The sequence below is a fragment of the Kribbella sp. VKM Ac-2571 genome (assembly GCF_004362255.1).
Lineage (GTDB): Bacteria > Actinomycetota > Actinomycetes > Propionibacteriales > Kribbellaceae > Kribbella > Kribbella pratensis.
On the sequence record NZ_SNWS01000002.1, the window covers coordinates 637,853 to 652,441 of the forward strand.

Here is a 14,589-nt window from a genome sequence, read left to right on the forward strand (position 1 = left end):
ACGGACCTTAGGAAGAAATGTCAACGTTGACAAGGCCATGTCAACGTTGACATCATCAAATTCGCTTCGCACTTGTTGCTGTCACTCAGTGAGGGAGTACCAACCGTGCGTCTATCCCGGATCCCCCTGTTCGCCGCGGCCCTCCTCGTCGGCGCCACCCTGTCGACACCGGCCGGCGCCGGCCCGCCGAGCGTCCCAAGCCCGTCAACCGGGCTGTCAGTTAGCCCGTCAACTAGTCCGTCAGTTGGCCCGTCGGCCGGCCTGCGCCGTGCTTCGAACCTGGTGGTCGAGAGCGCGACCGAGCTCGGACCGATCACCCAGAATCCGCACAACGCCGCCCGCGACAACGGGCAGAGCGTCCGCTACGGCAATCAGTCCGTCTGGTTCTTCGACGACACGATCCTGAAGGACCCGGACGGCTTCCTGACCAGCACCGCCGCGACCACCGGCGACCTGGACGCGAGCGACAACATCACGATGACCTCGGCGAACCCGTTCGACGAGCACTCGACCGGGGTGCCGCCGGAGTTCGTGCCGTTCTCCGCCGCCGAGCTCGCCTTCCAGCAGCAGCACGCGTCCGCCGACTGCACGAACTCCGCCGACGAGTACTGCGGGACCGTGTTCGCGCACTGGCCCGGTCCGGCGGTCGTCGATCAGGCCCGGCACCGGATCCTCGTGTCGTACGGCAAGCTCTGCCGCGGCGGACGCCCCGGCACCCCGTGCGAGTCCGGCTTCGTCGGTCAGGCACAAGGCACCGGGCTGGTGTCGGTCGACATGGACAGCAAGACGGTCACCCGCCTCACCGCGATCAACCGGCCCGCCGACATCCCGAGCCCGGAAGGCACCGACAACACGTTGTTCTTCCCGGTCGGTCAGGACTGGGGCGGCCAGGCGATGGTGCTGGTCGGCGACACGCTCTACGGGTACGGCAAGTGCACGCTCGACGGATGCGCGGTCGCGAAGGTCCCGATCGGCAACGTCACCGACATCTCGCAGTGGCGCTACTACACAGGTGCCGACAGCAACGGCAACCCGCAGTGGTCCACCGATCCGAACACGGCCGTGCAGGTGAAAGCGAACGGCGCCGCCGGGTCCACCGTCTACTGGGACAGCGCGCTCGGCGCCTACGTCAACACGTTCATGCAGTTCCTGGCACAGGACGTGATGTACCAGACCGCACCGCAGCCGTGGGGTCCGTGGAGTACGCCGACCAAGCTCTTCACCGCCGCGAAGACCAGCGGGACCGAGTACGCCGCGTTCGCGCACCCGGAGTACACCAGCGCCGACGGGCTGACGAAGTACTTCACCTACTACACTTCGTCCACCGGCGCGCAGATGCTCGTGAAGGTTCGCTTCGCCCGCGCCCCGAAGGCCCGATGAACTCCAGCAGGCGGCGCCGGGACGCGATCCTCGGGTACTGCTTCATCTCGCCCGCGATCCTCGGGTTGCTGCTGTTCGTCGCGTATCCGATGGTGACGTCGCTCTACCACTCGTTCACCCGGTGGAACGGGCTGACCCCGGCCACCTGGGTCGGCCTGGAGAACTACAGGTTTCTGTTCACCCAAGACCCGACGTTCTGGCCGTCCTTGAAGGTGACCGTGCTGTGGGTGGTCATCTCAGTGCCTGCCACGTTGCTCGCGGGACTTGCGCTCGCCGTGGTGGTGAACCGGTCGATCAAAGGCGTCAAGGTGTTCCGGACGATCTTCTATCTGCCGGTCGTGCTGCCGGCCGTCGCCGTACTGACGTTGTGGAAGTACATCTACGACCCGACGTACGGACTCGCGAACCAGGTGCTGAAGTTCCTGCATCTTCCGACCAGTCTGTGGCTCGGCGACGCGCACGTGGCGTTGCCGGCGATCCTGATCGTCGGGGTCTGGAGCGTCGGCGGCACGATGATGATCTTCCTGGCCGGTCTACAGGCGGTGCCGGACGAGATCCAGGAGGCCGCGAAGGTCGACGGCGCCGGCGCGTTCCGGCGGTTCACCCGGATCACGTTGCCGATGATCGGGCCGATCATGATGCTCCAACTGATGCTGGCCCTGAACGGCGCGTTCCAGACCTTCAACCAGGTCGCGATCCTGACCAAGGGCGGACCCGGGCACTCGACCAACCTGTTGATGTACAAGATCTACAACGACGGGTTCGCCGACTTCATCACCTCACCGCAGCTCGGGTACGCGACCGCCGAGGTGTGGGTGCTGTTCGTGATCGTGATGCTGGTGACCGTCGTGATGCTGCGTCTGACCCGCCACCGCGTCTATCAAGGAGAAGGCTCGTGAGCGCCGCGGCTCTGGTTGTCGCGCGACCCGTGGCGCTGACCCAACGTGTCCCGGTCATGGTCTCGCGGGTCGCCTGGTACGCGTTGTGCGGTCTGCTCGCGGTCTCGATGCTGCTGCCGCTGGTCTGGATGCTCAGCATCGCCCTGAAGGGCAACGGCGACATCAACCAACTCCCGCCGGCGTTCCTGCCCCGCGAGTTCCGGGCCGCGAACTTCGTCGACGGCCCGGCGCAGATCGGTTTCTACCGGTTGCTGCTGAACACCCTGATCGTCACGGTGCTGTCGACGATCGGCGCCGTGGTCAGCTCGATGATCGTCGGGTACGGCATCTCCCGGATCGACTTCCCGGGCCGCCGGCTCTGGTTCGCGCTGATCTCCGGCAGCATCTTCGTGCCCGGGATCGTCGGGCTGATCCCGCTGCAGCACCTCTACATCAGCCTCGGCCTGATCGACACCTGGGTACCGCTGATCCTGCCGGCCTTCTTCGGCAGCCCGATCTTCGTGTACCTGGCGCGGCAGTACTACCAGTCGATCCCGAAGTACCTGGACGAGTCCGCCACCATCGACGGCGCCGGGCACTGGATGATCTTCACCCGGATCATGGTGCCGCTGACCAAGCCGGTCTGGATCACCGTCGCGATCATGTCCTTCCAGCTCTCCTGGAACGACTACCTGAGCCCGTTGGTCTACCTGCAGGACGCGAAGAAGTTCACCCTGCCGTTGGGCATGGCCGCGTTCCTGTCCGACCAGGCGGGCTCTCAGTACAACTACTACATGGCGACGAACCTGCTGTTCGTCGTTCCGCCGCTGGTGCTGTTCTTCCTCGCCCAGCGCTACTTCATGGAGGGCCTCGGCGCCCTCGGAACCATCGCGAAATGAGGAGATCGATCGTGCCCACAACCAGCAGAACCCGCCGGACGGCGGCCCTGCTCGTCGTCGCCGGTCTCGCGCTCGCCGGCTGCGGCGGGGGATCCGGCGACGCGGAGGGCGGCGGCAAGACCGTCAGCTACATGACCTGGGAGTCCGTTGCCACCAACGCGGCCCTGGACAAGAGCATGGCCAAGATGGAGGGCGCCGCGGTGCAGCGCGAGGAGTCGCCGAACGCCGACTACGCGCAGAAACTCGCGTCGTTGATCATGTCCAAGAAGGCGCCGGACTTCTTCTGGTGCTCGAACTCGCAGGAGCAGAACCTCGCGGCGGAAGGGCTCCTCTACGACTGGTCGTCGTACCTGAAGAAGGGGGACGGTCTGCAGGAGGACAAGTTCTCGCCGGGTTCGCTCGACCTGTGGCGGACCACCGACGGCAAGCTGTTCGGGATCCCGACACTCGCGAACACCTACGGCTTCTTCTACAACAAGACCGCTTTCGAGAAGGCCAAGCTGAAGACGCCCGCGATCGGGTGGACCTGGGACGAGCTGTACACCGCGATCGCCGCGCTGAAACGCACCGACGCCAAGACCACGCCACTGGTGAACGCGTGGCCCCTGCTCGAGAGCGTGCAGGGAGTCTCGGCGTACTCGGTCGCGAACGGCGGTGCGCCGATCCTGGACAAACCGATCGGCGCCAAGCAGTTGCAGGCCGACGCGACCTTCCGCGCCGGGGCGCAGCGGCTCGCCAAGGCGATCGCGGCCGGCGAGATCACGAACCCTGACTACGACGGATCGAACGCGGTGGCCAAGTTCGCAGGAGGCGGGATCCCGCTGATGTTCGGCGGTCAGTGGCTGCACCAGTCGATCACGCAGAACAAGCCGAAGTTCGAGTGGGGCTACGCGCCCTGGCCGGCCGGTACGTCGAAGTCCGTGCAGCCGATCGAGACCAACGGCGTGTGCTCGCCGGCCACGCTCAAGGACCCGGACACCACCTGGAAGGTGATCAGCTACATGGAGGTCACCGGCTTCAACGAGACGATGAAGGACCAGCCGATCGCGCCGATCGCTTACGAGCCCGGCTCGAAGGGGTACTACGAGGCGCTGCAGGCCGGCGATGCCGCCGCGAAGAGCATCGCCGCGACCGCGACGTACGAGCTGGGCGTCAAGGACAAGTTCGTGACGCAGTTCCTCGACCCGTGGTCGACACCGGCGGGCGACATCGTGGGGACTTCCTGGAACCCGGCGCTGGCCGGGAAGAAGGACCTCGAGACCGGTATCGACGGCACCGTCGACGGTATCAACAAGCTGATCACCAAATGAGCGCGCCGCCGGTCGACTACCCGTTCGGTCCGTTCGTGCCGCGGCCGGAGAACCCCGTTCTCCGGCCCGGCCGGCACGACTGGGAGTCAAGCTGCGTCTACAACCCGGCCGCGATCGTTGTCGATGGGCGGATCGCCCTGATCTACCGGGCGCACGCCGACGACATCGTGTCGCGTCTCGGGTTGGCGTGGTCCGACGACGGGATCTCGTTCACGACCGAACCGGACCCTGTCCTGGTGCCGGAACACGACTACGAGCGCTACGGCTGTGAGGATCCGCGCGTCGTCTTCGTTGATGGCACCTACTACCTGACCTACACCGGCTGGGACCGGCACACAGCTCGACTGTGGCTCGCGACCTCGACCGATCTGCGCCGGTGGGACAAGCACGGGCCGATGTTCCCCGGCGTCAACACGTTCGCCGGGGTGCGGGAGACGCCGGGGCCGGAGTGGAGCAAGGGCGGTGTGATCCTGCCGGAGCCGATCGACGGCCGGTATCTGATGTGGTTCGGCGAGGGCAACATCCACCTCGCTGTGTCGGACGATCTGCTGCACTGGAAGGCCGATCCGACTCCGGTACTGCGTCCTGAGCCGGGCACGTTCATGGGCGACCTGGTCGAGACGGGTCCACAACCGATCCGGACCCGTACGGGGCATGTGCTGCTGATGCACAACAGCGCCGTACTCCAGCCGGGCGGTGGTGTGTACTACGCGTGCGGTCAGGTGCTGATCGATCCGCGGCGTCCGGACGTCGTCGTCGCCAAGCTGACCGAGCCGTGGCTTGCGCCGAGTACGTACGAGGATCACCACGGGCTGGTCAGCAACGTCACGTTCGTCGAAGGTCTCGTCTTTCATCGCGGGACCTGGTTCGCGTACTACGGCCAGAGCGACACCACGATCGGCGTCGCGACGTTCACCCCGGAGGCCACATGATCGTGCTGGCGGACGGGGCCCGGGTGATGTTCACCGGCGACTCGATCACCGATTGCCATCGGCGGGAGACCGACAATCCGCTCGGGTACGGATATCCGTTGCTGGTCGCCGGACAATGGGGCCTCCGGCAACCGGATCGCGCGCCGGTCTGGTTGAACAGTGGGATCTCGGGTGACACGCTCGCGGGGCTGGGCTCGCGGTGGCAGGCCGACGTACTGGATGCCCGGCCGGACGTGGTGTCGATCCTGATCGGGGTCAACGACACCGGGTACCGGTTCTCGTTCGGGCATCCCGAGGTGACGGCGGATTCCTTCCGCACCGGGTATCGGCAGCTGCTGGAGCCGCTGGCCGGCGTACGACTCGTGCTGATCGAGCCGTTCCTGCTGCCGGTGAAGGAGGAGCAGTGGGCCTGGCGGGCCGACCTCGACGCCAAGATCCAGGTCGTGCGGGAACTGTCCCGCGAGTTCGGCGCGACCCTGGTCGCCGCCGACGGGATGTTCGCGGAACTTGCCGCAGGCAACAGTCCCGAACACTGGCTCTCCGACGGCGTCCACCCGACTCCGGCCGGCCACCAGGCGCTCGCCGAGGCCTGGCTGCGTCAAGTCCGCTAACGACAGGAGGTCTGCCGCCGGCCGAGCGCTGGTCACGCTCGCCGCGGTCCGCCCGCCGGCGGAACTCGGCACTACCTCCTGTCCTTGGCGCTAGTAGGTCGGGGTGTCGTTGACGACCAGGCGGGCGGGAACCTCGAGGCGTTGGGGGGCGCGGGTGGGGTCGGTGAGGCGGTCGAAGAGGAGTTGGGCGCCGGCGCGGCCGACGTCGTACGGATCGCTGTCGATGACCGAGACACCGAACGCGGCGGCCAGCTCGAAACGGTCGAAGCAGACCGTGTCGATCCGGCGGTTCGCGAACGCCTTCGACTGCAGCAGTCCCGTGCAGAGCCGGTTGTTGTCGACGAAGACGGCGTCCGGTGCGGCGGTCGGGAGCAGGTCCTCGGCGGCCCGGCGGGCGTCGTCCTCGCTGACCAGGTTGTCACGCACCAGTCCTGGGTCGACCGCGATACCAGCGGCCTCGAGCGCGGCGACGTACCCTGCCCAGCGTTCCTCGGCGCCGCTGCCGCTGCGCGGGTGGCCGAGATACGCGATCCGCCGGCGGCCCTTCGCGAGCAGGTGCTCGATCCCGGACCGGGTGCTGGCCGCGTTGGTGGTGGTGACCGAGTCCATCGACTCGCCGAGGCCCGGAGGAGGGGAGTCGACGAACACGATCGCGGAACCGAAGCGGGCCTCGTTGGCCAGATAGCCGAGGTCGTTGCCGACCGGCGCGATGATCAGCCCCGCGACCCGGTGCGCGAAGAACGACCGGATGGCGCGGTGCTCGAGCTCCGGATCGTTCTGCGCGTCGGCGGTCAGCACCAGGTACCCGCGCTCGGACGCGACCGAGTGGATCCCGCGCAGCATCGGCGCGAAGAACGGGTTCGTGCAGTCGCCCAGCGTGACACCGATCGACGTCATCGCCTGGTTCTTCCGCCGCAGCCCCGCGGCCACGTCGTTCAGCTGGACGCCGAGCCGATCCGCCTCCGCCACGATCCGCTGCCGCGTCGATTCCCGCACCTTCGGATCCCCGCGCAACGCCCGCGACACCGTCTTGATACTCACACCCGTAGTAGCCGCCACATCCTCGAGCCGCGGCCGCCGCGCAGGTTCACTCTCCATACGCCAAGTGTAATGTCAACGTTGACATTATCTCCCCATCCTTCGCTGCGTACGGCTACTTCTTGGGGGCGGAGGTGGCTCGGATGTGGAGTTCGGTGCGGAGGGTGACGGTGGAGGGTGGGCGGCCGGGGGCGGCGGTGCGGTCCTTGAGCAGCATGCCGGCGGTCCGGCCCAGCTCATAGGTGGGTTGGGCGACCGTGGTGAGGCTGGGGATGACGAGGTCCGCCCACGGGATGTCGTCGAAGCCCACGATCGCGATGTCGTCGGGGGCCCGGAGGCCCTTCTTCGCCAGGCATTCCAGGGCGCCGACGGTCATCAGGTTGTTGGTGGCGAACAGCGCCTCGGGCGGATCGGGGAGCTCGAGCAGGCTTTCCATCGCGGCGTACCCGCCGGCCTCGCGGAAGTCGGCGTGCCGGACCAGGTCCTTGTCGTACCGGATCCCGCCGGCCCGCAGCGCCGACCGGTACCCGGCCAGCCGGTCCATCGCCGTCGATACCTTGCGCGGCCCGGTGATGCAGGCGATCCGCCGGTACCCGCCGTCGATCAGGTGCTTGACGCCCTCGAAGGCGCCGTGCTCGTTGTCCACCAGCACGGTGTCGGCCTCGACGCCCTCGACCCGCCGGTCGATCATCACGAGCGGGATCTTCGCGTTCGCGAGCAGGTGGACGCCCTCGGCCGTCGACGTCGGGGAGATCACCACGCCGGCCATCTGGTCGGTCAGGACCGCCGACGCGTACGCCGCTTCCTTCGCGGAGTCCTCGTCGGAGTTGCAGAGTACGACGTGGTACCCCTCGGTCTGCGCGACGTCCTCGAGCCCGCGGACGAGCGAGGTGAAGAACGGGTTCTCGATGTCCGAGATGACGACTGCCCAGAGGTTCGTCGAGGACTTGCGCAGGTTCCGCGCGACCCCGTTCGGCCGGTACCCGAGCTCCGCGACCGCGGCCCGGACCTTCTCGGACAATTCGGGATCGACGTTCCGGCGGCCGCTCAGCACGCGTGACACCGTGGCCGGTGACACTCCCGACCTACGCGCTACGTCGTAGATCGTCGTCATACCCGCTCCCCGCTGGAGATCCGATGGTCGTCTGGATCGCACTCTAACTCCGATCCCGACCAAAGGATCTCATGATGCCGACGTCGCGCCTTGCAGTAGTGCCAGGGCCGCGGCCTGTGAAGGAGCGGAGTCGGCGGCGCCGTTGACGGTGGTCGAGAGGGCGCCCGCCGCGTTCGCCAGTCGTACGGCGTCCACCAGGTCGGCCCCGTCTGCGAGCGACGCGGCCAGCGAACCGCAGAACGCATCCCCGGCGCCGACCGTATCGACGGTGTCCACCTCGTGTGCGCTGATCCGCTCCTCGAACCCGCCGACCCGGTCCAAGACATAGGCACCCCGGGACCCGAGCGTCACCACGCAGGCCCGCAGGTCCCAGTCCTCCGCGAGTTTGCGCGCGATCATCGGCACCTGCGACTCGTCGTCGCAGTCCAGCCCGGTGAGCGCCGCCGCCTCCACCTCGTTCGGCACCAGAATGTCGACGTACGTCGCCAGCGTCGGATCGACCGGTCCGACCGGGGCCGGTGTGAGGATCGTGGTGACGCCCGCGGTCGAGGCGAGCCGGAGGGCGGTGTGGCTCGCCTCGACCGGGAGCTCGAGCTGCACGCTCAGCACCTTGCTCGCGGTCAGGACGTCGGTCGCGGCCTCGACGTCCTGCGCGGTGATCGCCGCGTTCGCGCGGGAGACGATGATGATCGAGTTCCCGCCGTCCGGCAGTACCAGCGGCAGTCCTACCCCGGTGCCGAGCGACGGGTGCCGCACGACCCACGAGGTGTCGACCCCGTTCGCAGACAGCAGTTCCAGGAACTCCTCGCCGTACCGGTCCTCGCCGATGGTCCCGATGATCGCCGTCCGCGCACCCATCCGGGCCGCCGCGATCGCCTGGTTCACGCCCTTGCCGCCGAGGAACTCCGCGAACCCGGTGCCGTGCAGCGTCTCACCCGGCAACGGCCGCCGCTCCGCCGACGCGACCAGGTCCTTCATGAACGATCCGAGAACACATACATCGGTCATGGCTGGTCCCCCGACAGACGCTTGCCGAGGGCACCGGACGGGTGGAACTGCGCGAAGTCGTGATGGCTGAACTCCCGCAGTACGACGAGTGCGCACGCCAACGCGTCGCCCATCGCCAGAGAGGCGGTCGTCGACGCGGTCGGCGCCAGGTTCAGCGGATCCGCCTCGCGAAGAACCATCGTGTCCAGCGTGTACGTCGCCAATTGGGCCAGTGTCGAGTCCTCGCGACCGGTCATCGCGATCACGGGGATCTGGCGGTCCCGCAACATCCGGGCGAACGCGCACACCTCGGCGGTCTCTCCGGATGCGGACAGTGCCAGGACGAGATCGCGGGGCGTCACGGCGCCGGAGTCCCCGTGCAACGCGTCGGCGGAGTGGATGAAGGTGGCCGGCGTACCTGTGCTCGCGAGCGTCGCCGCGATCTTGCGTCCGACCAGGCCGGACTTGCCGAGGCCGGTCACCACGAGATGACCTTCGCAGCGGGCGACCGCGGTCAGGACCTCGAGGAAGACCCCGTCCAGGCGGTCGGCCAGCGCCGACACAGCGGCGGCCTCGGTCTCGATGGCGTCCCGCGCCGCCTGCAGCCCCCGCGCCACCAGATCCCTGGACAGCTCGTCGGCCGTGCGGTGGGCGGACGCACGGTTCGGCACAACTGGCATCCCAGCGCCTCTCGCTCAGAAATCGATTTCCGCAGGTTAGGCAGTGGGGTCGGGTGGTGTCAACGGCTGCGCGCAGGTCAAAACCCTTGTGTATACGCGGGAATTGCGCAGATCGCTCACATCGTCACCTCCTCGCCCCTTGACCGCCCTGATCGGCGCTCGTACATTTGCTGGAAATCGATTGCCCCTCGAAGGGATCGCCCATGAAGCGTGGGGCCTTGCTCGCTGTCCTGCCGCTGGTCTTCGGAACGGCGACCCTCCTGACCCAGTCCTCGAATCCCCAGGAGGCCGCCACCGTGAACGCGATCGGCACCGCCCAGGTGGAGTCCAAGGGCATGCCCAGCCAGAGCGACGGCGACCTGTGGCCGTCGTGCTGGGCCGGTAACGACAAGCTGTACGCCGCGAACGGCGACGGCAAGGGGTTCAGCCTCGACGGCGACTTCGCCGACATCGCGGTCAGCGAGATCACCGGTACGCCGGGAAACTTGTCCGGGGCAACGATCTCTCGCGGGGATCAGGTCGGATCGATCTGGAGCGGCGCAGGGTACAACCGGAAGCCGACGGGGATGGTGTGCGTCGGCGACACGCTGTATCTCGCCGTCCAGGACCTCGCGCTCGACTTCAACGACGTACCTGCGGCGACGATCCTCAAGTCGACCGACCACGGGCGGACGTGGACGTGGGACAAGTCGAAGCCGATGTTCTCGGACCACGTGTTCACGACGATCTGGTTCGCGGACTTCGGCAAGGGCGGCGTCGCGGCGCCCGACGGGTATATGTACGCCTACGGTCTCGACGGGAACTGGCGGGATTCGTTCGACGACACGGTCCCCGATCCGCAATCGGTGTTCCTGGCGCGGGTGCCCAAGCGTGAGGTGCAGGACAGGAGCGCGTGGAAGTTCTACACCGGGTCGGGATGGTCGGGGAAGATCGCCGATCGCAAGCCGGTGCTCAACGACCAGCGGCGGCTGTACGCGCAGACGTACGGGACGAACGCGTCCAACCTGAGCGTGATCAGTCAGGGTGGCGTGACTTATCTGGCCCAGCAGAAGCGGTACGTGTACACGTCGTGGACGGAGTACACGTTCGAGTTCTACGAGTCGCCGACACCGTGGGGGCCGTGGAAGCACTTCCTCTCCAAGGACTTCGGCGGGTATCCGTGGTCGACGTCGAAGTACGGCGGGTACGGCGTGACGATCCCGTCGAAGTTCGTGCAGCCGGACGGCAAGACGATGTACCTGCAGGCGAACGTGTGCCCGTGCGGTGGAGGCGGGATCGGTACGTCGGTCTACAACTTCAACCTGCGCAAGCTCGTTCTCACTCCGTCCGTTGATACGCCGGCGTCGAACCTCCCCGGATCGGACGACCTCGCTGCTGCTTCGACCGGTGCGGTTGCGATCTCGAAGTCGACGCAGTCGGGCAGTCTCGCGTTGCTGAACGACGGCTCGAGGACGGGCAGCGAGTCCGACTTCGACGACGAGGTGAAGGGCGCGTCGTGGTGGGGGTACGAGTGGCCCGCGCGGCACAAGGTGAACAACGTGGAGTTCACGTCCGGCGCAGTGTCGGCCGAGGGCGGGTACTTCACGGGGCGGCCGCGGGTCCAGGTACGCCAGAACGAGCAGTGGGTCGAGGTCGGATCGCAGACCGTGTCGCCGACGTACCCGGGCGATGCGACGGCCGGCGCGAACACGACGTACACAATCACCTTCCCGGTGCAGGAGACGGACGGGGTCCGGGTGATCGGTCTGCCCGGTGGGACGCGTTCGTACTCGACCGTTTCCGAGCTTGCTGTTCGGTACGTGTCGCAGCTCGCCGACGGCGGCTTCGAGGGCACCGGCAGCGGTAAGCCGGCGTGGCTCTTCGAAGGTACGGCGGCCCACGGCGTCGACCGCGGCCTCGGCTTCGCACACTCGGGCGCCAACAACGGGTGGATCCGCTGCACGTGTACGGGCTGGAGCGCGCTCTACCAGAACGTCCCCGTTGTCCCCGGTACGACGTACACCTTCGGCTCCTGGATCAACGCATCAACAAACCTCCCCACCGACCAGGGCCGCTTCGGCGTCCGCACCGGCACAACCGATCTCGCAACCACCACCTTCGGCGCCAGCCTCGGCTACGCCCACCACGAGGTCACACTGAAAGTCCCAGCAGGCGTCCACGAACTAACCATCTACGCCGGCTTCAACGCCCCCAACAAAGACACCTGGATCCAGGCAGACGACTTCACCGTCAGCTGACCGCCTTTCCGGAAAGAAATCGCCACCCAGCGCAAACTTCTTTCCGGAAAGCCAACCTCACCTGCGATGTCGTCGAGATTCGGTCGTGGACGGGGTCGAGGGATCAGTGCGTACCTCAGGCACTCACCAACGGTTGTGGGGTGGGCGGTTGTGCGCTCGGTGGGGGCTCCCTGGGGTTGTCTGCGGACCGGGTTGGTGAGTGCTGCAGGTGCGGGCTACGGCCAGGGGAGGAGGGGTGGGGTCGGGCCCTTGATGGGGGCTGGGGTTGGGCGGCCGGCATACCAGGCGGTTAGGTCGGTGAAGGTGCCTTCGAGGGTTATGTCTGTGCCGGTGCCGTTGTCCCAGATGTGGGTGGGCGACTTGAGGATCAGGTGGGTGTTGTCGGGGGTGCGGGGCCGGAGGAAGTCCAGCAGGTGGAGGCAGAAGTCGTCCGACCAGGTGGTGGGGGTGATGCCTAGGTCGAGGTCTGTGGTGTGGATGGTGAGTTCGCGCCACGTGGCCTGCAGGCCGGCGGAGAGGTTGCTGTTGCGGTGCAGGATCGGGAGCGGCCAGTCGGTGGGGCCCACCTTGTCCCAGGAGGCGAGCAACGTGGTGACGGCCTGCGTCAGGTGGGACCGGAGTTCGGCGGCGGGGCGGTCCGCACCGGCCTCGATCGCGGCATCGCGTGCCGGGCGGCCACCGTCGTACACCTCGACGAGCCGACCCTGCAGCGCTTCGTCGACCTGACGCGTCATCGCCTCGGAGAAGTTCGCGATGTGGGTGATCACGTGACCACGTGACCACCCGGGCAGGGCGGAGCCGCCACGTGCGGTGGCGTCGTCGAGATCTGCCGTCACGGCGAGCAGTTGGTCCGCGATCGCACGCACTTCGTTCAGGGCCACAGCAGCTCCTTCATTCACATGCCATCAATCGAATGTCCCATTAGTATCATCACATGACCACGCTCGCCTTCGCTTTGGCTGCCACCATCAAGCACGACGGGCATGGTGGCATCGCGGACCTGCTCTCCACCCAGGAGGAGGCAGCCGCCTGGCTGATCGAGCACGACCAGTTGATCGCTCAGGTGTTGGGGGCCGACTTGGGGAGGTTTGTGCTCCCGAATCGGGCAGAAACCCTCCCCAACCTGCGGGAGGACCTGGTGCGAATTCGGGGTGCGGTGCGGGCGTTGTTTGCTCGGGCGGTTGCGCCTGGGGAACCTAGTACGGCGGATGCTGCGCGGTTGATGAGCCTTCAGGATGCGCTGCGGATGGTGAATCGGGCGGCGGATCGGCTGGGTACGACGCACCTCGAGTGGGCGGATGAGCCGGTAAAGCGGTGGGCGTATCGGACCGAGGATCCGATCGAGTTGCTCGTAGGCGCGGTTGGGCGGTCGGCGATCGACTTCCTGGTGAGCCCGGACCGGGCGCGGCTGCGCGCCTGCCCGGCGGCGCGGTGTGTGAAGTATTTCCTGCAGGACGACCCGCGGCAGACGTGGTGCTCGCCGGCCTGCGGGAATCGCGAGCGGGTGAACCGCCACTACCGGAAACGGACCTCCGGATAATCTGTGCGCCATGAGCGAGCGTAGCGAGGTCATCATTCAACACAGGGTGTCTCGTGCCTCGTCCGCGCCCGGAGCGAAGCGAGGACGCGGATGAGTATCGCGCGGTTCAAGGACCTGTGTGTGGACGTGGCGAGCCCGAGCGAGATGGCTGCCTTCTGGGGACGGACGATCGGGCTGACCCCGCCGGCCGACAACCCGAACGTGCTCGTCGGTGACGTCCCGGAGAAGACCATCTGGATGTGCACGGTCCCGGAGCCGAAGACGGTGAAGAACCGCGTGCACCTCGACGTGATCACCGGTGAGATCGCGGACCTCGAACGCTCGGGGGCCACGGTCATGTCGCCGGAGACCGAGTCGCAGCAGTGGACAGTCATGGCCGACCCGGAGGGCGGCGAGTTCTGCGGGTTCGTCCGCGAGACGGTTCCGGCGTACCGGCTGATGGAACTCGTCGTCGACTCGGCGGACCCGGAGGCGCAGGCGCGGTGGTGGGCGGGCGTGATCGGCGGCGACTTCTCGAGTCGGCCCGGCAGGCCGTACTACTGGCTCGAGAACGTGCCGGGTCTGCCGTTCAAGTACTGGGTCTTCAACCCGGTCCCGGAGCCGAAGACGGTCAAGAACCGCGTGCACTGGGACGTGACCGCACCGGCCCTGCAGCCGATCCTCGAGGCGGGTGCGACACTGCTGCGGCCCAAGGACGACGAGATCGGCTGGAACGTCTGCGCCGACCCCGAAGGCAACGAATTCTGCGTCTTTCTGCCACCGGAGGCCCCATGACTCTACCGATGCCACGCCTCCGGCGCGGCGGGTCATGGGGCTGTAACTCCCGTCCTTCCCTCGTCGCTACGGTCGCTTCGCTCCCTCCGCTCCTCAGTCCAGGCCGGGAGGCCCCATGACACTCCCTGTGTCAACCTCAGGCAGCGACGGGCTTGTTGAGCGCTGCTGCGGCACCGTGTTTGGCGGGGTCGTAGGGGACGCCATCGTGC

14 protein-coding genes are annotated in these 14,589 nt (G+C 67.2%); 9 read left to right on the forward strand and 5 right to left on the reverse strand.

The annotated features are described in order from the left end of the window. The first annotated feature begins 105 nt into the window (after positions 1 to 105). Genes EV651_RS07200 through EV651_RS07225 form a run of 6 tightly spaced genes read left to right on the forward strand, consistent with a single transcriptional unit; the run spans position 106 to position 6,010 of the window. The gene (locus tag EV651_RS07200; RefSeq protein WP_133783245.1) at positions 106 to 1,380 is read left to right on the forward strand and encodes a DUF4185 domain-containing protein; all 1,275 of its coding nucleotides are present in this window, start codon (positions 106 to 108) and stop codon (positions 1,378 to 1,380) included. After that, positions 1,377 to 2,279 (forward strand): carbohydrate ABC transporter permease, encoded by a 903-nt coding sequence (locus tag EV651_RS07205; RefSeq protein WP_133783247.1) that lies wholly within the window; start codon positions 1,377 to 1,379, stop codon positions 2,277 to 2,279. The genes EV651_RS07200 and EV651_RS07205 overlap by 4 nt, the downstream gene beginning before the upstream one ends. Further along, entirely contained in the window at positions 2,276 to 3,157 is an 882-nt protein-coding gene (locus tag EV651_RS07210) for a carbohydrate ABC transporter permease (RefSeq protein WP_238156711.1), read from the forward strand. The genes EV651_RS07205 and EV651_RS07210 overlap by 4 nt, the downstream gene beginning before the upstream one ends. Further along, positions 3,154 to 4,467 carry an ABC transporter substrate-binding protein gene (locus tag EV651_RS07215; protein WP_133783249.1) on the forward strand — a complete coding sequence of 438 codons (1,314 nt, stop codon included), beginning with the start codon at positions 3,154 to 3,156 and terminating at the stop codon, positions 4,465 to 4,467. Before EV651_RS07210 ends, EV651_RS07215 begins: the two co-directional genes overlap by 4 nt. Continuing rightward, the gene (locus tag EV651_RS07220; RefSeq protein WP_133783251.1) at positions 4,464 to 5,399 is read left to right on the forward strand and encodes a glycoside hydrolase family 130 protein; all 936 of its coding nucleotides are present in this window, start codon (positions 4,464 to 4,466) and stop codon (positions 5,397 to 5,399) included. Before EV651_RS07215 ends, EV651_RS07220 begins: the two co-directional genes overlap by 4 nt. After that, positions 5,396 to 6,010: an SGNH/GDSL hydrolase family protein gene (locus EV651_RS07225; RefSeq protein ID WP_133783253.1), complete on the forward strand. Its 615-nt coding sequence runs from the start codon at positions 5,396 to 5,398 to the stop codon at positions 6,008 to 6,010. Before EV651_RS07220 ends, EV651_RS07225 begins: the two co-directional genes overlap by 4 nt. A 90-nt stretch (positions 6,011 to 6,100) precedes the next feature. Here EV651_RS07225 and EV651_RS07230 read toward each other — a convergent pair whose 3' ends face one another. The 4 genes from EV651_RS07230 to EV651_RS07245 form a co-directional block, all read right to left on the reverse strand. Next, positions 6,101 to 7,108 carry a LacI family DNA-binding transcriptional regulator gene (locus EV651_RS07230; RefSeq protein WP_133783255.1) on the reverse strand — a complete coding sequence of 336 codons (1,008 nt, stop codon included), beginning with the start codon at positions 7,106 to 7,108 and terminating at the stop codon, positions 6,101 to 6,103. 55 nt (positions 7,109 to 7,163) lie between these two features. Continuing rightward, positions 7,164 to 8,162, reverse strand: coding sequence for a LacI family DNA-binding transcriptional regulator (locus EV651_RS07235; RefSeq protein ID WP_133783257.1), 999 nt, complete (start codon positions 8,160 to 8,162; stop codon positions 7,164 to 7,166). A 69-nt stretch (positions 8,163 to 8,231) separates the two neighbouring features. Continuing rightward, positions 8,232 to 9,170 carry a ribokinase gene (locus EV651_RS07240; RefSeq protein ID WP_133783258.1) on the reverse strand — a complete coding sequence of 313 codons (939 nt, stop codon included), beginning with the start codon at positions 9,168 to 9,170 and terminating at the stop codon, positions 8,232 to 8,234. After that, positions 9,167 to 9,829, reverse strand: a complete 663-nt coding sequence (locus tag EV651_RS07245) for an SIS domain-containing protein (protein WP_238156712.1) — start codon at positions 9,827 to 9,829, stop codon at positions 9,167 to 9,169. The genes EV651_RS07240 and EV651_RS07245 overlap by 4 nt, the downstream gene beginning before the upstream one ends. A 203-nt stretch (positions 9,830 to 10,032) precedes the next feature. Here EV651_RS07245 and EV651_RS07250 point away from each other — a divergent pair, with 203 nt between their 5' ends. Further along, entirely contained in the window at positions 10,033 to 12,066 is a 2,034-nt protein-coding gene (locus EV651_RS07250; protein ID WP_133783260.1) for a DUF4185 domain-containing protein, read from the forward strand. Positions 12,067 to 12,281: 215 nt separating this feature from the next. Here the strand turns inward: EV651_RS07250 and EV651_RS07255 are convergent, their stop codons facing one another. After that, positions 12,282 to 12,947, reverse strand: coding sequence for a maleylpyruvate isomerase family mycothiol-dependent enzyme (locus EV651_RS07255; protein ID WP_133783262.1), 666 nt, complete (start codon positions 12,945 to 12,947; stop codon positions 12,282 to 12,284). 53 nt (positions 12,948 to 13,000) lie between these two features. Between EV651_RS07255 and EV651_RS07260 the strand changes: the two genes are divergently transcribed. Together EV651_RS07260 and EV651_RS07265 are read left to right on the forward strand one after the other, a co-directional pair. Then, positions 13,001 to 13,606, forward strand: a complete 606-nt coding sequence (locus EV651_RS07260; RefSeq protein ID WP_133783264.1) for an ABATE domain-containing protein — start codon at positions 13,001 to 13,003, stop codon at positions 13,604 to 13,606. A 90-nt stretch (positions 13,607 to 13,696) separates the two neighbouring features. Further along, a complete protein-coding gene (locus tag EV651_RS07265) occupies positions 13,697 to 14,380 on the forward strand; it encodes a VOC family protein (RefSeq protein WP_133783266.1) in 684 nt (227 codons plus the stop codon). Positions 14,381 to 14,589 lie beyond the last annotated feature (209 nt).